Raw genomic sequence first — 21,304 nt, 5'->3', positions numbered from 1 at the left:
CTGTCGGCAGTTATGGAGAGCTGCACATGCACATCTACAAAGTTGGCGGCGCCGTGCGCGACCGCCTGCTCGGCCGCCCTGTCAGCGATATCGACTGGCTGGTGGTCGGCGCCACGGTCGAGGAAATGCACGCCAAGGGCTTTCGCCCGGTCGGCGCTGATTTCCCGGTGTTCCTGCACCCGAAAACCGGCGAGGAATATGCCCTGGCGCGCACCGAGCGCAAGAGCGGGCGCGGCTACGGCGGCTTCACCTTCCACGCCAGCCCCGATGTGACCCTGGAAGAAGACCTGATCCGCCGTGACCTGACCATCAATGCGATGGCCGAGGACGAGACGGGTACGGTGTACGACCCCTATCACGGCCAGAGCGATCTCGACCAGCGCCTTTTACGCCATGTTTCCCCGGCATTCGCCGAAGATCCATTGCGTGTGCTGCGTGTTGCGCGCTTTGCTGCCCGTTATGCGCCGCTGGGTTTCCGGGTTGCCGATGAGACGCTTGAGCTGATGCGCCAGATCAGCGCCTCGGGCGAACTGCAGGCGCTGACCGCCGAGCGCAGTTGGAAGGAAATCGAGCGGGCGCTGATGGAGGCACAGCCGCAGGTGTTCTTCCAGGTGCTGCATGCTTGTGGGGCCCTGCAGGAGCTGCTGCCAGAGCTTGGTGACGCCCCCCAGGCCCTGGCGGCGCTGGAACAGGCGGCGATGCACGAACAGCCCCTGCATGTACGCTGGGCCTGCCTGCTGCAGTCGCTGACACCGGCCGCGATCAAAGCCATCAACCAGCGCCTGAAGGCGCCGCGGGAGTGCCAGGAGCTGGCGCTGCTGACGGGTGAGTGCCTGAAGCTGGGCAACCAGGCGCAGGAGCTGCCTGCCACGGCACTGCTGGAGCTGTTGCAGAAGTTCGATGTGTACCGGCGGCCACAGCGGTTCGAAGACTTCCTGATCGCTTGCGAGATGACAGCGCTGGGCGAGGGCAAAGCGGGTTATCCACAGGCCGACTACCTGCGAAGGGCAGCGGCGGCGGCGCGGGCAGTGGATGTCAAGCCGTTGGTGCAGGCTGGGCTGACTGGCCAGGCCTTGGGGGAAGCGCTCAAAGGTGAACGGCTGAGAGCGCTCGAGGCTTACAAGCTCGGCTGAACATACCGGCCCTTTCGCGGCTAAAGCCGCTCCCACAGGTACGGCGTTGCTCTCGAGGTTGTCGCTGTACCTGTGGGAGCGGCTTTAGCCGCGAAAGGGCCGGTACAGGCTTACGCGGGAGTCAGCTGCAACCCACGCCACTCAAAGGCAACCGGGGCCAACACCTGATCAATCCGCGCCTCCTGCCACAACTGCGCCATTGTCTTGCCTACCCCCGGATGTACCAGCTCCGGCGCCAGCAGCGACAGCGGCCACAACACAAAGGCGTTCTTCAGGATCTCGGCTCGAGGCAACACCAGCCCATCGAACGTGCCGTGCAGGCCGTCATACATCAGCACGTCGATATCCAGCGGCAGGCCCTTGCGGTCCGGCGCATAGCGACCATTGTCGGCCTCGATGAACTTCAACCGGCGGTCCAGTTCCATCAACGGCAACGCAGTCTGCCCGGTCACCACGAAGTTTATGAACGGCCCGCTCTTGATCCCCACTGCCTGGCTTTCGAACGCAGGCGAAAAGCGCATGTCGGTCAGGATGCCCGCCAACGCATCGAGCCCGGCGCACAAGTGCGCCTCGCGGTCGATGTTGCTGCCAAGGCCCAGGTAAACCGTGCTCAGAGACATCCGCGCTCGATCTCCACGCCAACACCACCACGGGCCGCCGGCACCGCACCCGGCTTGGTCAGTTTCAACCGCACCCACGGGATGTGGAACTCTTCCATCAACGTTGCCACCAGGCGCTCGGCGAAGGTTTCCACCAACTCGAAACGGGCCTGTTCGGCAAACGCCTGGATGCGCGCCGACACACTGGCATAGTCCAGCGCCAGGTTCAGGTCGTCACCGGCCGCAGCCGGGCGGTTGTCCCAGGCAAAGCTCAGGTCCAGGCGCAAGCACTGGCGAATATCCCGCTCCCAGTCATAGGCACCGATGACGGTATCGACTTCCAGGCCTTCGATGAACACTCTGTCCAAGCACTTCTCTCCACAGCACGACAAGGGCGACTGGCGCCGTTAGAATCAGGGCGTCCTCGCCCGGAATAGTTAGCATGTTTTGGTTACTGGCGTTGCTCGCCTACCTGCTCGGCTCGCTGTCCTTCGCCATCGTCCTCAGCCGCCTTACGGGCAGCCCGGACCCGCGTTCCAGCGGTTCAGGCAATGCCGGCGCCACCAACATGCTACGCCTGGCAGGCCGCAAACTGGCGATCCTGACCCTGCTTGGCGACCTGTGCAAGGGCCTGTTGCCGGTATTGCTCGCCCGCGGTGCCGGGCTGGACCTGCACGCGCAGGCCTGGGTTGGCGTTTGCGCAGTGCTGGGCCACCTGTTCCCGCTGTACTTCCGCTTCCAGGGCGGCAAGGGCGTGGCAACCGCCGCCGGCATGCTCATGGCCCTGTACTTCCCGGCCGCGCTGCTGGCCATTGGCGCCTGGCTGCTGACCTTCTACCTCACCCGCACCAGCTCGCTGGCGGCGCTGATCGCCACACCGCTGACCTTGCCATTGCTGGCCTGGCGCGAGCCAGAGGCCCTGCTGCCGATCACCGTGCTGACAGCGATGATCGTATGGCGCCACCGCAGCAACCTGCGCGACCTGTTCGCAGGCCGCGAACGGCACTTCTAACGCTTAAACCGGCGGCAACTGCTCCATCGGCCAGCGTGCCTGCACGCTGATTGCCAGGTCCTGCTTTTGCCCGGCCAACAACCGCTGGCAGCCGGCATAGGCGATCATCGCGCCGTTGTCGGTGCAGAACTGCGGGCGCGCGTAGTACACGTTGCCCTTGATGCTGCCGAGCATGTCCTCGAGGGACGCACGCAAGGCCTTGTTGGCGCTGACGCCACCAGCAATGACCAGGCGCTTGAGGCCAGTCTGCTTCAACGCCCGCTTGCACTTGATAGTCAAAGTCTCCACCACCGCCTGCTGGAATGCCAGGGACAGGTCGCAACGGGTTTGCTCACTGTCGTCGCCGGCATCGCGGCACTGCTGCCAAGTGTTCAGGGCAAAGGTTTTCAGGCCGCTGAAGCTGAACTCCAGGCCCGGGCGGTCGGTCATCGGCCGCGGGAACACGAAGCGGCCAGGCACGCCGCGCTCGGCCAGGCGGGCGATTTCCGGGCCACCGGGGTAGTTCAGGCCGATCAGCTTGGCGGTCTTGTCGAACGCTTCGCCGGCGGCGTCATCCAGGCTCTCGCCCAACAGCTCGTACTGGCCGATGCCATCGACCCGCACCAACTGCGTGTGGCCACCAGAAACCAACAAAGCGACGAACGGAAACTCCGGCGGGTTTTCTTCCAGCATGGGTGCCAGCAGGTGGCCTTCCATGTGGTGTACGCCAATCGCCGGGATGTCCCAGGCAAAGGCCAGCGCCTGGGCGCAGGAGGCCCCCACCAGCAGGGCACCGACCAGGCCAGGGCCCGCGGTGTAGGCGATGGCGTCGATCTCGGTGGCGACGCAGCCGGCCTCATCCAGCACCTGGCGGATGAGTGGCAGCATGCGCTTGACGTGGTCACGCGAGGCAAGCTCTGGCACCACACCGCCGAACACGCGGTGCAGGTCGATCTGGCTGAACAGCGCGTCGGCCAACAAACCGCGTTCGCTGTCGTATAATGCGACGCCAGTTTCGTCGCAGGATGTTTCCAATCCCAGTACTAGCATGGGTTCGTCCCTTGTGGGGGCTGAATTCGAAGCCGCGCATGATAGTCCCCGTGTCGGATGCCGACCAGCGGTTTTCGATCAGAGGCTTTGCATTCCGGCTTGCTAAGGGTTAACATCCGCAACCCTTGAAAACCGACGTTCTCCAGCACACCTTTGTTTTGCCAGGAGCACGTCTACCCCGGTAATGAATTAAGGTAGCCCTGGATGCCAGCCGTCAAAGTTAAAGAGAACGAACCCTTCGACGTAGCTCTGCGTCGTTTCAAGCGCTCCTGCGAAAAAGCCGGTGTACTGGCTGAAGTTCGTAGCCGCGAGTTTTACGAGAAGCCGACCGCCGAGCGTAAGCGCAAAGCAGCTGCTGCTGTTAAGCGTCACGCCAAGAAAGTTCAGCGCGAACAGCGCCGCGCCGTTCGTCTGTACTAATACAGACGTTCTACGCAAAGCTTCTGCCCTGCCCGGCTAACCGCCGGGCGATGGCAGTGGTCGCTTCAAACTTGAGCAGCTAGCTCAAGGCCCTGCACAAGCTTCATGCGAACTGCACATGGGCAACCTGCCTGAAACGTCAGAGCTGGTCCTCCTTGTTGTATGACCAGACGTGCACGTCCGACTGACGGGCCCTCAGGGGCCGGCGACGAGCACACATTCCCTCGCACTTTCCCAAGCGGCACTCGCCCCATCCGGCGCGTGAGCGATTAGACTTGCCAGCTGCCAGATGACGAGACTGCCATGGCCGGGCTGATTCCCCAGAGTTTCATCGACGACCTTATCAACCGCCTCGACATCGTCGACGTGGTGAGCTCACGCGTCCAGCTGAAAAAAACCGGCAAGAACTACTCCGCCTGCTGCCCGTTCCACAAGGAAAAGACCCCTTCCTTCACGGTCAGCCCCGACAAGCAGTTCTACTACTGCTTCGGCTGCGGTGCCGGCGGCAACGCCCTGGGCTTCGTCATGGACCACGACAACCTGGACTTCCCCCAGGCCGTCGAGGAGCTGGCCCGCGCCGCCGGCATGGAAGTGCCCCGCGAGCAAGGCCGCCGCGACCACAAGCCGCGCCAGCCAACCGATTCGCCGCTGTACCCGCTGCTGGACGCCGCCTCGGAGTTCTACCGCCAGGCCCTGCGCAGCCACCCGACCCGCAAGGCGGCGGTGGATTATCTCAAGGGCCGTGGCCTGTCCGGGGAAATCGCCCGCGACTTCGGCCTGGGCTTCGCCCCGCCAGGCTGGGACAACCTGCTCAAGCACCTGGGTGCCGACACTCTGCAGCAGAAGGTGATGATCGATGCCGGCCTGCTGATCGAGAACGCCGAAAGCGGCAAGCGCTATGACCGCTTCCGCGACCGGGTGATGTTCCCGATCCGCGACAGCCGCGGGCGCATCATCGCCTTCGGTGGCCGGGTGCTCGGCGACGACAAACCCAAGTACCTGAACTCCCCGGAAACCCCGGTGTTCCACAAGGGCCAGGAACTCTACGGCCTGTACGAGGCACGCAAGCACAACCGCAACCTCGACGAAATCATCGTCGTCGAGGGCTACATGGACGTCATTGCCCTGGCCCAGCAGGGCCTGCGCAACGCCGTGGCCACCCTCGGTACCGCCACCAGCGAAGAGCACCTCAAGCGCCTGTTCCGCGTGGTACCCAGCGTGCTGTTCTGCTTCGACGGTGACCAGGCCGGGCGCAAGGCCGCCTGGCGCGCCCTGGAGTCGACCCTGTCGAACCTGCAGGACGGCCGCCGCGCGCGCTTCCTGTTCCTGCCCGAAGGCGAAGACCCGGACAGCCTGGTGCGCGCCGAAGGCACCGATGCCTTCATGGCCCGCATCAACCAGCACGCCCAGCCGCTGGCCGATTACTTCTTCGAGCAACTAGGCGTCGAAGCCGACCCGCGCTCGCTGGAAGGCAAGGCGCATATGGCGACCCTGGCCGCACCGCTGATCGAAAAGATCCCCGGCGCCAACCTGCGCCAGCTGATGCGCAACCGCCTGAAGGAAATCACCGGCCTCGACCCGCAGCAGGTCGAACAACTGGCGCAACACGCCCCGGCCGCCAGCAGCGTGCCGGACTACGACCCTGGCTACGACTACGACGCCATGGCCAGCTACACCCCCGACTACGGCGACATGCCGCAGCATGACTTCGCCCCCGTTCATCAGGAACAGGAGTGGAAGCCGAACAAGGGCGCTGGCAAGAAGCAGTGGAGCGACAAACCCTGGGACAAGAACCGCAAGGGTGGCAAGCCATGGCAGCAACGTGACGAAGCGCCACCACGCGTACCAGCCCCGGTCGAGCCGCCCACCCTGGCCGCCCTGCGCACCCTGCTGCACCACCCGCTGCTGGCCGGCAAGGTGGAGGATGCCAGCCACTTCGCCGACGAAGAACACCTGTATAGCCAGCTTCTGGTGGCACTGATCGAAGCCGCGCAGAAAAATCCTGGGCTAAGCTCAATGCAGTTGATCGCACGTTGGCACGGCACCGAACAGGGGCGCCTGCTGCGGGCCCTGGCGGAAAAGGAATGGCTGATCGTGGCCGACAACCTTGAACAACAGTTTTTCGACACTATAACTAGCTTGTCCGCCCGCCAACGCGAGCGCAGCCTGGAACAACTGCTCAGGAAATCACGTCAAAGCGAATTGACCAGCGAGGAAAAAACCCAGCTCCTCGCCCTGCTGAGCCGGAATGTTCCCGCACAAACGCCGACCTCATCTGGCGCGTGAGGCCCATGCTCGGGTATAATCCTCGGCTTGTTTTTTGCCCGCCAAGACCTTCAGTGGATAGGGTGTTATGTCCGGAAAAGCGCAACAGCAGTCTCGTATCAAAGAGTTGATCACCCGCGGTCGTGAGCAGGGCTACCTGACTTACGCGGAGGTCAACGACCACCTGCCTGAGGATATTTCAGATCCGGAACAGGTGGAAGACATCATCCGCATGATCAACGACATGGGGATCAACGTATTCGAGAGTGCTCCGGATGCGGATGCCCTTCTGTTGGCGGAAGCCGACACCGACGAAGCCGCGGCCGAAGAAGCCGCTGCTGCGTTGGCGGCAGTTGAAACCGATATCGGCCGCACGACCGACCCGGTGCGCATGTACATGCGCGAAATGGGTACCGTCGAGCTGCTGACCCGCGAAGGCGAGATCGAAATCGCCAAGCGTATCGAGGAAGGCATACGTGAAGTCATGGGCGCCATCGCCCACTTCCCGGGCACTGTCGACTACATTCTCGGCGAATATGACCGCGTCACCACCGAAGGTGGCCGTCTGTCCGACGTTCTCAGCGGTTACATCGACCCTGATGACAATATCGCCGCGCCGACCGAAGAAGTGCCGATCCCGGGCACCAAGGCCGCCGCCGCGAAGGAAGAGTCCGACGACGACGAGGAAGAATCCGAAAGCGGTGACGACGAGGAAGAGGCCGAGAGCGGCCCGGACCCGGAAGTCGCTCGCCAGCGTTTCGGTGCGGTCAACGACCAGCTTCAGGCCACCAACAAGGTCCTGAAGAAGAACGGTCGCGCCCACAAGGAAAGCATCGACGCCCTGCAGGCCCTGGCCGACCTGTTCATGCCGATCAAGCTGGTGCCGAAGCAGTTCGAGGTACTGGTAGAGCGTGTTCGTGACGCCCTGAACCGCCTGCGCCAGCAGGAACGCGCCATCATGCAGCTGTGCGTGCGTGACGCCCGCATGCCGCGTGCCGACTTCCTGCGCATGTTCCCGAGCAACGAAACCGACCAGACCTGGAGCGGTGACCTGGCCAAGCGCAACACCAAGTGGGCTGCCGCCCTGGGTGAAAAGGACGCTGCCATCGTCGCTTGCCAGCAGAAGCTGATCGACCTTGAGACCGAAACCGGCCTGACCGTTGCCGAGATCAAGGAAATCAACCGTCGCATGTCGATCGGTGAAGCCAAGGCCCGCCGCGCCAAGAAAGAAATGGTCGAGGCGAACCTGCGTCTGGTGATCTCCATCGCCAAGAAGTACACCAACCGTGGCCTGCAGTTCCTCGACCTGATCCAGGAAGGCAACATCGGCTTGATGAAAGCGGTGGACAAGTTCGAATACCGTCGCGGCTACAAGTTCTCGACCTACGCCACCTGGTGGATCCGCCAGGCGATCACCCGTTCGATCGCCGACCAGGCGCGCACCATCCGTATTCCGGTGCACATGATCGAGACGATCAACAAGCTCAACCGTATTTCCCGCCAGATGCTGCAGGAAATGGGTCGCGAACCGACCCCGGAAGAGCTGGGCGAGCGCATGGAAATGCCTGAGGACAAGATCCGCAAGGTACTGAAGATCGCCAAAGAGCCGATCTCCATGGAAACCCCGATCGGTGACGACGAAGATTCGCACCTGGGCGACTTCATCGAGGACTCGACCATGCAGTCCCCGATCGACGTGGCCACGGTCGAAAGCCTCAAGGAAGCCACCCGTGACGTGCTCTCGGGCCTGACCGCACGCGAAGCCAAGGTGCTGCGCATGCGTTTCGGTATCGACATGAACACCGACCACACCCTCGAAGAGGTGGGCAAGCAGTTCGACGTGACCCGCGAGCGGATCCGTCAGATCGAAGCGAAGGCGTTGCGCAAACTGCGCCACCCGACTCGCAGCGAGCATCTGCGCTCCTTCCTCGACGAGTAAAGACAAAACCCCGGCCCAGGCCGGGGTTTTTCTTTTCCGCCTGTTGCGCAAAATCTGAATTCTGGCGCGATCTCTGTAGGAGCAGCCTTGTGCTGCGAAGAGTCCATTGCAACAGTAGATGATCTTTCGCCTAACTGGCGTCTTCGCAGCACAAGGCTGCTCCTACAGGGCGCGCGCATGCCATGTAGGCACTGCAGGCCGCCCCACAGCCGCAGACCCTGCTGTCTCTGACAAAAGACCCTGCCCTTCCACCGCACACCTGCAGCAATGCCCGTCTACACTCGACTTCATACCACTTGAATGTGAGGCCGCTATGCCGCTGATGCCGGCCATCCTGTTGCTGCTCCTGATTTTGTGGAACACAGCGGCCGGCGCCCTGACCCTGACAGACGAGGAGAAAGCCTGGTTGGCTGCCCACCCGCAGCTGAGCCTTGGTGTAGACGCCTCTTGGCCACCGTTCGAGTTTCGCGACCAGGAGGGCCGATACCAGGGATTGGCCGCCGATTACATCGCCACGATCCAGCAACGCCTGGGTGTGACGCTCAAACCGGTCGAACCCAGCAGCTGGACCGAGGTACTGGCGCAAGCACGCGAAAGCCGCATCGACCTGCTGCCCGGCATCATGTCCACCCCCGAACGCCAAGGCTACCTGGCCTTCACCCGGCCGTACCTCGACTTCCCCATCGTCATCCTCGCCCACAAAGGCGGCGCACAGCCGCGCAACCTGGACGACCTGTACGGTCTGAAGATTGCCGTGGTCGAAAACTACGCCCCGCACGAACTGCTGCGCACCCACCACCCGGACCTCAACCTGGTGGCCCTGCCCAACGTCAGCTCCACCCTGCAGGCCCTGGCCACCGACGAAGTGGACGCGGTGGTCGGTGACCTCGCTTCAAGCATCTGGAGCCTGCGCCAGCTCAAGCTCGATGGCCTCTACGTCAGCGGTGAAACGCCCTACCGCTACCAGCTGGCCATGGCCGCCCCGCGCGACAAGAAGGTGCTGGTCGGCATTCTCGACAAAGTGATGGCCGACATGAGCAGCGCTGAAGTCAGCCAGATCCAGCAACGCTGGGTAGGCAATGTGGTCGACCAACGGATGTTCTGGTCGGACCTGCTGGTATACGGCCTGCCGGCGGTGCTGGTATTGATGGCCGTGCTGGCAGTGGTCATCCGCATCAACCGCCGGCTCAGTTCGGAAATTTCCCGGCGCATCGCCCTGGAACAGGAACTGCGCAGCAGCGAGTACCACTATCGCAGCCTGGTCGAGAGCCTGTCCGCCATCGCCTGGGAAGCCGACGCCAACGACTTCACCTACAGCTACGTCTCACCCCACGCCGAAGGCCTGCTCGGCTACCCATTGGCCGACTGGCTCAAGCCCGGCTTCTGGCGCAGCATCCTGCACCCGGAGGATGCCCTCTGGGCCCAGGCCTACTGCGACAGCGAAACTGCCGCCGGGCGCGACCACAGCCTCGACTACCGGGTAATCCGGGCCGATGGCCAGCCACTGTGGGTACGCAACATCGTCAGCATGATCGAGCATGGCCACCAGCCGGTGATGCGTGGCCTGATGATCGACATCAGCGAGACCAAGCGCACCGAGGACGCCCTGCGCCTGTCCGAGCAGAAGTTCGCCTCGGTGTTCCAGCAGTGCCCCGACATCCTGCTGATCGCCCGCCACAGCGACGGCTGCCTGCTGGAGGTGAACGAAGCCTTCGAAGAGCAGATCGGCCTCACACCGGGCCAGGTAATCGGCCGCACCGCCACCGAGCTCAACCTGTGGGGCGTCGAAGGCACCGGCCCGCGATTGCTCGAACGCCTGCACCGGGGCGGTATCCGCAACCTGGAAATGAGCTTCCGCCGTAGCAACGGCCAACTGTTCACCGGCCTGACCTCGGCCGAAACCTTCGAGCTCGACGGCAACCTCGCGCTGGTGGTAGCGGTACGCGATATCAGCCAGCTCAAGGAAACCCAGGAGCAGCTGCAAATCTCGGAAGAGAAATTCGCCAAGGCCTTCCATGCCTCGCCCGATGGCCTGCTGCTGTCGCGCCAGAGCGACGGCTTGCTGCTTGAAGTGAACGAGGGCTTCTGCCGCCTGACCGGCTATGACCTCAGCCCGACCCTCGACCAGACCTCGCTGGACCTGGGCATCTGGGTCGACCTCAACGAACGCAAGCGCCTGGTCGAACAGCTCAACCGCGACGGCTTCGTACGCGACTTCACATGCCACCTACGCCGCAGTGATGGGCAGATTCGCCTCTGCGAGCTCTCTGCACGGCCGCTGCCGATTGCTGGCGACGACTGCATGCTGACCATCGCCCGCGACATCACCGAGCGCCACCTGATGCAGGAAAAACTGCAGCTGGCCGCCACCGTGTTCGAGAACACCGCCGAAGGCGTGCTGATCACCGACATCGACCAGCGCATCAGTGCCGTCAACCGCGCCTTCAGCGAAATCACCGGCTACAGCGAGATCGAAGCCCTCGGCCAGACCCCGCGCCTGCTTGCCTCCGGCCAGCACGACAGCGCGTTCTATGTCGCCATGTGGCACCAGCTGACCGACGAAGGCCACTGGCAAGGCGAGATCTACAACAAGCGCAAGAACGGCGAGCTGTACCCCGGCTGGCTGACCATCAGCGCCGTGCGCAACAGAGAGCGCGAGATCACCCACTTCGTCGCCGTGTTTGCCGACATCTCCAGCCTCAAGCACGCCCAGGCCAAGCTCGACTACCAGGCCCACCACGACCCGCTGACCGGCCTGCCCAACCGCGCCCTGTTCGAGAACCGCCTGCAGGCCGCGCTCACCTGCTCGCAGGTGTCCAACCGCAAGGGCGCGGTGCTGTTCCTTGACCTCGACCGTTTCAAGCACATCAACGACAGCCTCGGCCACCCGGTCGGTGACCTGCTGCTCAAGGGCATTGCCCAACGCCTGAAGGAGCAGGTGCGTGATGTCGACACCGTGGCCCGCCTGGGCGGCGACGAGTTCATCATCCTGCTGCCCGGCTTGCACAAACCCAGTGACGCCAGCGCCATCGCCAACAAGCTGCTGGCCTGCTTCAACGCGCCGTTCCAGGCCGGCGAGCACGAGTTCTTCACCAGCGCCAGCATCGGCATCAGCCTTTATCCACAGGACGGCACAGACGTTGCCACACTGATTCGCAACGCCGACGCAGCCATGTACCGCTCCAAGGCCAAGGGCCGCAACCGCGTCGAAGCCTACACCCTCGACCTCACCGCCCAGGCCAGCGAACGCATCGCCCTGGAGCACGAACTGCGCCGCGCCATCGAGCGCAACGAACTGAGCCTGTGCTTCCAGCCCAAGCTCAGCCTCAAGACCCAGAGCCTGGTCGGCGCCGAAGCGCTGATCCGCTGGAGCCACCCGACCTTTGGTGAAGTGCCGCCAGAGCACTTCATCCACCTGGCGGAAGAGAACGGCACCATCCTCCAGATCGGCGACTGGGTACTGGAACAGGCCTGCCGGCAGATGCAGGCCTGGAAGATGCACTACGACCCCTTCGGCCCACTGTCGATAAACCTCGCCGGCGCCCAGTTACGCCACCCCCACCTTGCCCGGCGCATCGAACAGTTGCTGAAGCACTACCAGCTCAAGGCCGGCGACCTGCAGCTGGAGATCACCGAAAACTTCATCATGAGCCAGGCAGAGGAAGCCCTGGCCGTGCTGTACCAGCTGAAGAAGCTGGGCGTGCAGCTGGCCATCGACGACTTCGGCACAGGTTATTCATCGCTGAGCTACCTCAAGCGCCTGCCGCTGGACATCCTCAAGATCGACAAATCGTTCATCCGCGGCCTGCCCGACGACCCCCACGACGCCGCCATCGCCCGCGCGATCATCGCCCTGGGCCGCAGCATGCAGCTGACCATCATTGCCGAGGGTGTGGAAAACCAGGCCCAGCAACGCTTCCTGGCGGCTGAAGGCTGTGAACAGATCCAGGGCTACATCGTCAGCCTGCCCCTGCCCCCGGACGACTTCGCGGCGACGTTTCTTCGCATAGCACTATCGGATCTTTCAGATGGCACAGGTGCGAAACCCTCGTTATAATCCGGCCACTTACTGAGGGCCTATAGCTCAGTCGGTTAGAGCAGAGGACTCATAATCCTTTGGTCCACGGTTCGAGTCCGTGTGGGCCCACCAGATGCGAAAAAGCCGCGCGATTGCGCGGCTTTTTTTTCTGTGTTCAGGCGGTGAATCACGCTCGCTTCTTCGGGGCATGCCCGGCCGCCTCATTTGCGAAGCTTCCAGGCAGGTGATAGGGCACACGGCTCACTTCCATGTCAGCCATTCGAAGTGCTTCCCATCCCTTCATCGCCAAAGCGACCGTCCTCGGCACAGGTTTTTCTCCACTACGATAGTAAGCCAACATGCGCCTGCTCAAGCCCAATTCCCGAGCTGCGCGATCCAATGTCAGCTCATGCTTAGCCATCCAGTTCCAGATGAGCTCATGTGAACACTCCCCTGCCTGCTCCACCGCCCGTGCGCGCAGGTTGTCCGCAGCAAGTTCAAGACTGTCGTCATTGGCCCAGATGACTGTGTCTTGCCACTCACCAATCGCAGCCGTTGCAAATACCTTGGGATCCGCAAGCGGGCCCAGAGTCGCGTGCTTCTCAATGATTTCATCCAGCGCCACGGTGAATTGCTGCCCATCCGCAAAAGTCAGTAGCAAGGTGCAAGGGGCAGTGACGGCCACCTCTGTGAGTTGAAAATGTTTGTTGGTCATGGATTCAGCTCCTCCCACATTGCTAGTAGTCGAGCCCTGTTCCGCGAAGCCCATTCAAGCGCCTCGCTCATCTCGCGCAAGGAAACCCGTGAACCACCGAAACCGGCCAGCGGGGACAGGTCATTGATCCCAATCAGTGCCTGACGGCCATCACTGAAACGCAGATGGAAATGCGGTGGTAGATGGTCGTTTGCATAGAGATAGATTACGCAATTGGATAATCGATGGATCGTGGGCATGAGCTCATCATATAGTGCAATGGTTGCACCAAACAATACCATCCGACCAATCTGTTCACAGCCCCAAAAATGTAACTCTTTTGGTTATTCCCCTCTCGACCGCGTCTCAGCCTGCCGCCGATTGCAGAAGGTCATACCCGCCGTAAAGTCCTGCGCGCCCAGCGACATCGCCCCGATCATCAGGTCGCACCAGATTGGACCGCGTCAGCGCAGCCAGCTGTGACTGCCCTTGCTCTGGCCAGCCCTGGCTGGCTAGGCTAGCGGGTCAACCGTAGAGACTCGCCATGTCGGATTCCCGCTCCATCACGCTGGATGAAATCGATCGCCAGCTGATCGCCCTGCTGCAGATAAACGCCCGCGAAAGCGTCGCCACCCTCGCCCGCCAGTTGGGTATCGCCCGCACCACCGTCAACTCGCGCCTGGAGCGGCTGGAGAAGAACAAGGTCATCTCCGGCTATGGCGTGCGCCTGGGCCAGCGGGTGATGGGTGGGGGGCTGCAGGCGTATGTGGGGATCAAGGTGCAGCCGCGCTCGGGCAAGGAGGTGGTGCGGCGCCTGAGTGCCATGGGCCAGGTGCAGCAGCTGTGCGCAGTGAGCGGCGAGTTCGACTATGTGGCCTGGCTGCGTACGGATTCGCCCGAGCAACTGGACCAGCTGCTTGACCAGATCGGCAGTGTCGACGGGGTGGAGAAGACCACCACGTCGATCATTCTCAGCAGCAAGGTGGACCGCGGGCAGCCGCTCTGAACCTGGCTGGCGGTCAGGCCTCCTGGCCGTCGAGCAGGCCTTCCAGAATCGCCGAAAGGCTTTCGGCGGAATGCTGCATCGACCAGACGATGTCACGGCTGCGCTCGGGGGCGTGATGCTGGGCGTAGTCGGTGGCGATCTGATCGAGGCCACGGGCCAGCAGGCAGGCGTGGACCAAGGCGTCTGCGGCATCGATGCCGGGGCGTATGGCGAATAATGGCGGGTGGCTGGATTCGCAGTTGCAGAAGGTTTTTTCTGCGGTGGGTTTCAGTTTTTCGGGTTGGTCGGAATAAGTCTTCTTCATGATGCAATTTCCAAATTGAGTCCTGAGGAAACCGCCTACCAACTCCTTCTCACGGGAAATAGGTGGCAGCCATGCACGGGGTGAGAACCGGCCAACTTGGAAATCCGGCCAGGCGAAAGCCTGCCCGCGCACGGCTGCCATGACATAAGCCTTGGTGCGAAGTTGGAGATGGGTTCTCACACCCAGTCGCCCGAACAGCGGCGACCCAGTGAAGTTAACGATGAGGCGTTTCCCACGCAGCCAGACCGAGGCTATAGCGGGCGTAGGGTAATTCTTTAAATCATGGCATGGGTGTAGGAACTGTCTGATCACACCCTGTGGGAGCGGGCGTGCCCGCGAACACGGGCGCAGCCCGTGCCATACACCGCGGGGGCTTCTTCGCGGGCTCGCCCGCTCCCACAGGGGGCCGATGCTGTGCTTGAGATGGGCAGGCTTCCTGTTCGTCATAAAGCTATCTGGTTTATACATTTCGACGAGACAAGCTACATTCAGACAACAATCTGCACCTTAATAACGAACACCCCACTCCCTAAAATGGCCCCCAGGCATCTCCTATACTCAGGCTCCGCCCGCTGCGCAGCCTCTCTGGCAAGGTCACTTCATGAACAAGAAAAACCGCCACCCCGCCGATGGTAAAAAACCGGTCACCATCTTCGGCCCGGACTTCCCCTTCGCCTTCGACGACTGGCTGGAACACCCCGCAGGCCTGGGCAGCATCCCGGCCGAGCGCCATGGTGAGGAAGTGGCAATCGTGGGCGCCGGTATCGCCGGTCTGGTGGCGGCCTACGAGCTGATGAAGCTGGGCCTCAAGCCGGTGGTGTACGAAGCATCCAAGCTTGGTGGCCGGCTGCGCTCGCAAACCTTCAACGGTACCGACGGGATCATCGCCGAACTGGGTGGCATGCGCTTCCCGGTGTCATCCACTGCCTTCTACCACTACGTGGACAAGCTGGGCCTGGAGACCAAACCGTTCCCCAACCCGCTGACCCCGGCCTCGGGCAGCACGGTGATCGACCTGGAAGGCCAGACCTACTACGCCGAAAAACCCACCGACCTGCCCAAGCTGTTCCACGAAGTGGCCGATGCCTGGGCCGACGCGCTGGAAAGCGGTGCCCGGTTCGCCGACATCCAGCAGGCCATCCGCGACCGTGACGTACCGCGCCTGAAAGAGCTGTGGAACAAGCTGGTACCGCTGTGGGATGACCGCACCTTCTACGACTTCGTCGCCACCTCGCGCTCGTTCGCCCAGCTGAGCTTCCAGCACCGCGAAGTGTTCGGCCAGGTCGGCTTCGGCACCGGCGGCTGGGACTCGGACTTCCCCAACTCGATGCTGGAAATCTTCCGCGTGGTGATGACCAACTGCGACGACCACCAACACCTGGTGGTCGGCGGTGTGGAGCAGGTACCGCAAGGCATCTGGCGCCATGTACCGGAGCGCTGCGTGCATTGGCCGGAAGGCACCAGCCTGAGCGGGCTGCATGGCGGCGCACCGCGTACCGGGGTCAAGCGCATCGCCCGCGCTGCCGATGGCCGTCTGGCGGTCACCGACAACTGGGGCGACACCCGTCACTACAGTGCCGTGCTCGCCACCTGCCAGACCTGGCTGCTGACCACCCAGATCGACTGCGAGGAATCGCTGTTCTCGCAAAAGATGTGGATGGCCCTGGACCGCACCCGCTACATGCAGTCGTCGAAGACCTTCGTCATGGTCGACCGGCCGTTCTGGAAGGACAAGGACCCGGAAACCGGCCGCGACCTGATGAGCATGACCCTCACCGATCGCCTCACCCGTGGCACCTACTTGTTCGATAACGGTGACGACAAGCCGGGGGTGATCTGCCTGTCCTACTCGTGGATGAGCGACGCGCTGAAGATGCTGCCGCACCCGGTGGAAAAACGCGTGCAACTGGCTCTGGATGCACTGAAGAAGATCTACCCGAAGACCGACATCGCCGGGCACATCATCGGCGACCCGATCACCGTTTCCTGGGAAGCCGACCCGCACTTCCTCGGCGCCTTCAAGGGCGCGTTGCCTGGGCACTACCGCTACAACCAGCGCATGTACGCGCACTTCATGCAGCAGGACATGCCTGCCGAGCAGCGCGGCATGTTCATCGCCGGTGACGATGTGTCGTGGACGCCGGCCTGGGTGGAAGGCGCGGTACAGACATCGCTGAATGCGGTGTGGGGTATCATGAATCACTTCGGTGGCCGCACCCACCCGGACAACCCCGGCCCAGGCGACGTGTTCGACGAAATCGGCCCGGTCGCCCTGCCGGACTGAGACAAGGAGGCAGCATGCGCATCGCTCTGTTCCAGGGCGCACCCAAGCCACTGGACATGCCCGGCAACCTGCAACGGTTGCGCCACCAGGCACAACTGGCGGCCGAACGCGGCGCCAGTTTGCTGGTGTGCCCGGAGATGTTCCTGACCGGCTACAACATCGGCCTGGCCCAGGTCGAGCGCCTGGCCGAGGCCGTCGATGGCCCGGCGGCCATGGAGGTGGTGGAGATCGCCCAGGCGCACCGCATCGCCATCGTCTACGGCTACCCGGAGCTCGGTGATGATGGCGCGATCTACAACAGCGTGCAGTTGATCGATGCGCACGGCCGCAGCCTGAGCAACTATCGCAAGACCCACCTGTTCGGCGAGCTGGACCGCTCGATGTTCAGCGCAGGTTCCGACCACTTCCCGGTGGTGGAGCTGGATGGCTGGAAGGTCGGCCTGCTGATCTGCTACGACATCGAGTTCCCGGAGAATGCCCGGCGTTTGGCGCTGGACGGTGCCGAGCTGATCCTGGTGCCGACGGCGAACATGTCGCCGTACGACTTCATCTGCCAGGTGACCGTGAGGGCGCGGGCGCAGGAGAACCAGTGCTACCTGGTGTATGCCAACTATTGCGGCTCGGAAGGCGAGATCCAGTATTGCGGGCAGAGCAGCATCATCGGCCCGGATGGCAGCCTGCTGGCCATGGCCGGGCGGGACGAATGCCAGTTGCTGGCGGAGCTGGAGCATGAGCGGGTGGTGCAGGGGCGCGGGGCGTTTCCTTACCTCACCGATTTGCGCCAGGAGTTGCATCTGCGTAAGGGCTGATGGCCCTTTCGCGGGCACGCCCGCTCCCACAGGGTCTGCGCTGCCTTTCATACCTGCGCCATTCCTGTAGGAGCGGGCGTGCCCGCGAAGAGGCCGGGCCTGCAAACAAATGGGTTAGCATGGACAGCAGTTACCGGAGCCCCCATGCCTGACGCCACCCGCCACCTCACCCTCGCCAACGGCCTGCAGCTGACCCTGCGCCACGCCCCGCGCCTGAAGCGCTCGGCCGCGGCCCTGCGGGTGCACGCGGGTAGCCACGACGCGCCGACCAGATGGCCCGGCCTGGCCCATTTCCTGGAGCACCTGTTCTTCCTCGGCACCTCGCGCTTCCCTCTGGACGACGGCCTGATGCGCTACGTGCAGGCCCTCGGCGGCCAGGTCAATGCCAGCACCCGCGAACGCACCACCGACTTCTTCTTCGAGGTCCCACCCAGCGCCCTGGCCGGGGGGCTGGAGCGCCTGTGCCAGATGTTGGCCGAACCAGACCTGGGCATCGAGCGCCAACGCCGCGAACGCGAAGTAATCCATGCCGAGTTCATTGCCTGGTCGCGCAACCCTCAGGCCCAGCAGCAGTTCGCCTTGCTGCAATCGGCAGCGCCCGGCCATCCATTGGGCGCTTTTCATGCCGGTAACCGGCACACCCTGGCTTTGCAGGATCCTGCCTTCCAGCAAGCGCTCGGTGGCTTTCACCGGCGCTTCTACCAAGGCGGCCAGGTCACCCTGAGCCTGTGCGGCCCGCAATCGCTGGATGAACTGGAATTGCTGGGCCGGCAGCATGCCAAGCTGTTCGCAACGGGTGAACGGGTGCCACAAGCTCTGCCACCGCCTTTATCGGCGACCGACACGCACCTGCTGTTCAGCCACGAAAACCTCTCGGCAGGTGCCGAGCAGGCCCTTGAGTTGCTGATAACCTGCCTCAGCGATAGCCGCCCAGGCACCTGGCTGGATGCGCTTCGCCAGCGTGGCTGGCTGCAAGGCTTCAAGGCCGAGGCGCTGTATGCCTTCGCCGGGCAGTTGCTGTGGCACATTGATCTGAAGCTGAGCGAGGACGCCTGCCCAGAGGAAGCCGATGCCCTGTTGCAGGGCTGGTTCGGCTTCATCCGCCAGGCAGCCCCTGAGCAATTGAGTGCCGAATTCGAGCTGCTGCAGCAAAGCCGCGAACGCAGTGCCAGTGCGCTTGAGCTCGCCCGCCGGGACAGCGCCGGCCAGCCGTTCACCGGCCTGGACACACAAGGTTTGCAGGCCCTTCGTGCCCTGCTGGAAGGCCTGCCGGGCCGCGCACATGGGCATTGGCAACTGCCCGCCGTCGACCCCTTGCTCCTGGCAGACTTGCCTGATGCCAGGCCGCAGCCGCTGCCAGCGGCACTGAAGGTCAGCGACCAGCTGCCTGGCGCCCGTCAGTACGCGGCGCTGTACCTGCGCTGGCATGCCCCGTCCCCCTTGCGCCAGCGCCTGCATGCGCTGCTCGAACGCGCCTTGCATCCCCTGCAGGAGCGCTGCGAGCGCGTATCGGTGCAGTTGCAGTTCAGTGCCGCTGGCGAATACTGGCAACTGCGCTGCGCAGGTCTACCGGCAGCGGTGCTGCGCACTGTAGAACAGGCCTTGGCACTGATGCTCAAGCCCCCGGCAGGCAGCTGGCTGCCCAGTTCGACGCAGCCTCCAGCACTGATCCCCATCCGGGCCCTGCTCAAGCAGCTGCCCGACGCCGTGTTGGGCGCCGCGCCTGCACCTGCGCCGGCCTGCACCCTGGCCCAGACGCATCTCGAGAGCCTGTGGCAGCAAGCACGCTGGCACGGCCTGGCTACTGGTTTCGACGATGCCGCCCTGAACGCATTGGGCACCGTGCTGCAGCACTGCCCTGGCCAAGGCTCGGCGCCTGGCCCCCTGCCCGCCTGGGCCAACCACCGTTGGCAACATGCCGAAGTACCTGGCAGTGAGCATGCCCTGCTGCTGTTCTGCCCACTGCCGGCGGCCATGGAAGCCGCTGGCCGCCTGCTCGCCCAATTGCTGCAAGGGCCGGTTTACCAACGGCTGCGGGTAGAATTGCAACTCGGCTATGCGGTATTCAGTACCTTTCGTCAGGTCGAGGGGGTCGGCGGCCTGCTGTTCGGGGTCCAGTCGCCTCATGCCAGCCAGGTACAGATCCTCGACCACCTGCTCACCTTGCTGCGCCAGGGCGTCACCCTGGCCCCTGCCGCTGGTCAGGCCCTGGCCGGGCAATTCGATGAACCGGCGATGGGCAACGCCGAAGTCGCCGAATGGGCGTGGCAGACATTCCTGGCCACACAACCCGGCAGGCTGGATGCGTTGCGCAGGTCTATCCTGAAAACGCGGCAGACGGATCTGGACCAGCTGCTGAGCCACTTGCTCGATAAGGGCTCCACTTGGCTATGCCTTGCCAACGCTGCCGCACCAGATGCTTCCTGGCTGGGTTCAACCCCATGATTGTTACGAAAACCGCAACGGAGTTTTCGAATAATTAACCTTTCGGTACAAATTTTTCTTGTAAGATAGCGCAATCCCAGCCATGGGAACCTCCAGCCAATGGCGGTACCCAAGTAGTAGCTGACAAACCCACCCCCTCATCCGGAAGGAGTAATTCCATGTGGACCAAACCTGCATACACTGATCTGCGCATCGGCTTCGAAGTCACCATGTACTTCGCCAACCGCTAAGCCCGGCTTACGGTTCAACGCCTCGGCCTGCCGGGGCGTTTTCGTTTTTTCGCTACGGTTTCTGCAGAGAGAGTGGCCATGTACATCCAGGTTCTCGGTTCCGCCGCCGGCGGCGGGTTCCCACAGTGGAACTGCAACTGCGTCAACTGCAAGGGCTTGCGTGACGGCACCCTGCGGGCCACGCCACGCACTCAGTCGTCCATCGCCCTGTCCGACGACGGCGTGCACTGGGTGCTGTGCAATGCCTCGCCCGACATTCGCGCCCAGCTCCAGGCCTTTGCGCCGATGCAGCCGGCCCGCGCCCTGCGCGACACCGGCATCAACGCCATCATCCTGCTGGACAGCCAGATCGACCACACCACCGGCCTGCTCAGCCTGCGCGAAGGTTGCCCGCACCAGGTGTGGTGCACCGACATGGTCCACCAGGACCTGACCACCGGCTTCCCGCTGTTCAACATGCTCAGCCACTGGAACGGCGGCCTGCAGTGGAACCGCATCGAGCTGGAAGGCAGCTTCGTCATCGACGCCTGCCCCAACCTGCGCTTCACCCCGTTCCCCCTGCGCAGCGCCGCACCGCCCTACTCGCCGCACCGCTTCGACCCGCACCCGGGCGACAACCTTGGCCTGCTGGTCGAGGACACCCGCACCGGCGGCAAGCTGTTCTACGCCCCGGGCCTGGGCCAGGTGGACGACAAGCTGCTGACGATGATGCACGGCGCCGACTGCCTGTTGGTCGACGGTACCCTGTGGGAAGATGATGAAATGCAGCGCCGTGGCGTGGGCACCCGTACCGGCCGCGAGATGGGCCACCTGGCGCAGAACGGCCCCGGCGGCATGCTGGAGGTGCTGGATGGCTTCCCGCGTCAGCGCAAGGTACTTATCCACATCAACAACACCAACCCGATTCTCGACGAAGACTCGCCCGAGCGTGCCGAAGTGCTGCGCCGGGGTGTGGAAGTGGCCTTCGATGGCATGAATATCGAGTTGTAAAAAGGTCTGCGAGTTGACACAACCCCCTGTAGGAGCGGGCATGCCCGCGAAAAATCCAACACGGTGTATGGCACCGGCTTCGCCGGTGTTCGCGGGCACGCCCGCTCCCACAGGGGGCGAGGTGAGC

18 protein-coding genes and 1 tRNA gene are annotated in these 21,304 nt (G+C 63.3%); 13 read left to right on the top strand and 6 right to left on the bottom strand.

Features of this window, described 5'->3' with window-relative positions:
* Nucleotides 1-26: 26 nt before the first annotated feature.
* Entirely contained in the window at nt 27-1,133 is a 1,107-nt protein-coding gene (locus tag ACGLHT_RS07390) for a multifunctional CCA addition/repair protein (RefSeq protein ID WP_274078759.1), read from the top strand.
* A 110-nt stretch (nt 1,134-1,243) separates the two neighbouring features.
* Here the strand turns inward: ACGLHT_RS07390 and folK are convergent, their stop codons facing one another.
* Nucleotides 1,244-1,753, bottom strand: coding sequence for a 2-amino-4-hydroxy-6-hydroxymethyldihydropteridine diphosphokinase (folK, locus tag ACGLHT_RS07385; protein ID WP_137162842.1), 510 nt, complete (start codon nt 1,751-1,753; stop codon nt 1,244-1,246).
* Entirely contained in the window at nt 1,744-2,100 is a 357-nt protein-coding gene (folB, locus tag ACGLHT_RS07380) for a dihydroneopterin aldolase (RefSeq protein ID WP_004375185.1), read from the bottom strand. Before folB ends, folK begins: the two co-directional genes overlap by 10 nt.
* 74 nt (nt 2,101-2,174) lie before the next feature.
* Between folB and plsY the strand changes: the two genes are divergently transcribed.
* Nucleotides 2,175-2,744: a glycerol-3-phosphate 1-O-acyltransferase PlsY gene (plsY, locus tag ACGLHT_RS07375; protein WP_013970581.1), complete on the top strand. Its 570-nt coding sequence runs from the start codon at nt 2,175-2,177 to the stop codon at nt 2,742-2,744.
* A 3-nt stretch (nt 2,745-2,747) separates the two neighbouring features.
* Here the strand turns inward: plsY and tsaD are convergent, their stop codons facing one another.
* A complete protein-coding gene (tsaD, locus tag ACGLHT_RS07370) occupies nt 2,748-3,773 on the bottom strand; it encodes a tRNA (adenosine(37)-N6)-threonylcarbamoyltransferase complex transferase subunit TsaD (RefSeq protein ID WP_025337452.1) in 1,026 nt (341 codons plus the stop codon).
* A gap of 204 nt (nt 3,774-3,977) precedes the next feature.
* On the opposite strand from tsaD, the gene rpsU reads away from it, so the two are divergent.
* From rpsU to ACGLHT_RS07345, 5 genes are all read left to right on the top strand, one after another.
* Nucleotides 3,978-4,193: a 30S ribosomal protein S21 gene (gene rpsU, locus ACGLHT_RS07365; RefSeq protein WP_003255575.1), complete on the top strand. Its 216-nt coding sequence runs from the start codon at nt 3,978-3,980 to the stop codon at nt 4,191-4,193.
* 303 nt (nt 4,194-4,496) lie between these two features.
* Complete coding sequence (gene dnaG, locus ACGLHT_RS07360; RefSeq protein ID WP_025337451.1) at nt 4,497-6,479, top strand: DNA primase; 1,983 nt, start codon at nt 4,497-4,499, stop codon at nt 6,477-6,479.
* A 67-nt stretch (nt 6,480-6,546) separates the two neighbouring features.
* A complete protein-coding gene (gene rpoD, locus ACGLHT_RS07355) occupies nt 6,547-8,397 on the top strand; it encodes an RNA polymerase sigma factor RpoD (RefSeq protein WP_025337450.1) in 1,851 nt (616 codons plus the stop codon).
* Nucleotides 8,398-8,710: 313 nt separating this feature from the next.
* Nucleotides 8,711-12,454: an EAL domain-containing protein gene (locus ACGLHT_RS07350; RefSeq protein ID WP_238067184.1), complete on the top strand. Its 3,744-nt coding sequence runs from the start codon at nt 8,711-8,713 to the stop codon at nt 12,452-12,454.
* 16 nt (nt 12,455-12,470) lie between these two features.
* A tRNA-Ile gene (locus ACGLHT_RS07345) sits at nt 12,471-12,547 on the top strand.
* A gap of 55 nt (nt 12,548-12,602) precedes the next feature.
* Here ACGLHT_RS07345 and ACGLHT_RS07340 read toward each other — a convergent pair.
* Entirely contained in the window at nt 12,603-13,130 is a 528-nt protein-coding gene (locus tag ACGLHT_RS07340) for a DUF2442 domain-containing protein (RefSeq protein ID WP_170978807.1), read from the bottom strand.
* The gene (locus ACGLHT_RS07335; protein WP_075046929.1) at nt 13,127-13,369 is read right to left on the bottom strand and encodes a DUF4160 domain-containing protein; all 243 of its coding nucleotides are present in this window, start codon (nt 13,367-13,369) and stop codon (nt 13,127-13,129) included. The genes ACGLHT_RS07340 and ACGLHT_RS07335 overlap by 4 nt, the downstream gene beginning before the upstream one ends.
* A 284-nt stretch (nt 13,370-13,653) precedes the next feature.
* On the opposite strand from ACGLHT_RS07335, the gene ACGLHT_RS07330 reads away from it, so the two are divergent.
* Nucleotides 13,654-14,115 (top strand): Lrp/AsnC family transcriptional regulator, encoded by a 462-nt coding sequence (locus ACGLHT_RS07330; RefSeq protein ID WP_015268712.1) that lies wholly within the window; start codon nt 13,654-13,656, stop codon nt 14,113-14,115.
* 13 nt (nt 14,116-14,128) lie between these two features.
* Here the strand turns inward: ACGLHT_RS07330 and ACGLHT_RS07325 are convergent, their stop codons facing one another.
* Nucleotides 14,129-14,419 carry a hypothetical protein gene (locus ACGLHT_RS07325; protein ID WP_137162838.1) on the bottom strand — a complete coding sequence of 97 codons (291 nt, stop codon included), beginning with the start codon at nt 14,417-14,419 and terminating at the stop codon, nt 14,129-14,131.
* A gap of 601 nt (nt 14,420-15,020) precedes the next feature.
* Here ACGLHT_RS07325 and ACGLHT_RS07320 point away from each other — a divergent pair.
* From ACGLHT_RS07320 to pqqB, 5 genes are all read left to right on the top strand, one after another.
* A complete protein-coding gene (locus ACGLHT_RS07320; protein ID WP_274120070.1) occupies nt 15,021-16,703 on the top strand; it encodes an NAD(P)/FAD-dependent oxidoreductase in 1,683 nt (560 codons plus the stop codon).
* A 14-nt stretch (nt 16,704-16,717) separates the two neighbouring features.
* Nucleotides 16,718-17,512, top strand: a complete 795-nt coding sequence (locus tag ACGLHT_RS07315; protein WP_274120069.1) for a carbon-nitrogen hydrolase family protein — start codon at nt 16,718-16,720, stop codon at nt 17,510-17,512.
* Nucleotides 17,513-17,656: 144 nt separating this feature from the next.
* The gene (pqqF, locus tag ACGLHT_RS07310; protein ID WP_274120068.1) at nt 17,657-19,957 is read left to right on the top strand and encodes a pyrroloquinoline quinone biosynthesis protein PqqF; all 2,301 of its coding nucleotides are present in this window, start codon (nt 17,657-17,659) and stop codon (nt 19,955-19,957) included.
* 158 nt (nt 19,958-20,115) lie between these two features.
* On the top strand, nt 20,116-20,187 hold the full coding sequence (gene pqqA, locus ACGLHT_RS07305) for a pyrroloquinoline quinone precursor peptide PqqA (protein WP_003243383.1): 72 nt from the start codon (nt 20,116-20,118) through the stop codon (nt 20,185-20,187).
* 78 nt (nt 20,188-20,265) lie between these two features.
* Nucleotides 20,266-21,177 (top strand): pyrroloquinoline quinone biosynthesis protein PqqB, encoded by a 912-nt coding sequence (gene pqqB, locus ACGLHT_RS07300; RefSeq protein WP_274078762.1) that lies wholly within the window; start codon nt 20,266-20,268, stop codon nt 21,175-21,177.
* Nucleotides 21,178-21,304 lie beyond the last annotated feature (127 nt).

Origin of the sequence: Pseudomonas sp. PsB (genome assembly GCF_043658375.1) — a bacterium.
Classification (GTDB): Bacteria; Pseudomonadota; Gammaproteobacteria; order Pseudomonadales; family Pseudomonadaceae; genus Aquipseudomonas; species Aquipseudomonas putida_Z.
The sequence above is the reverse complement of the archived record's forward strand: the minus strand, read 5'-3'. Positions and strand labels throughout refer to the sequence as shown.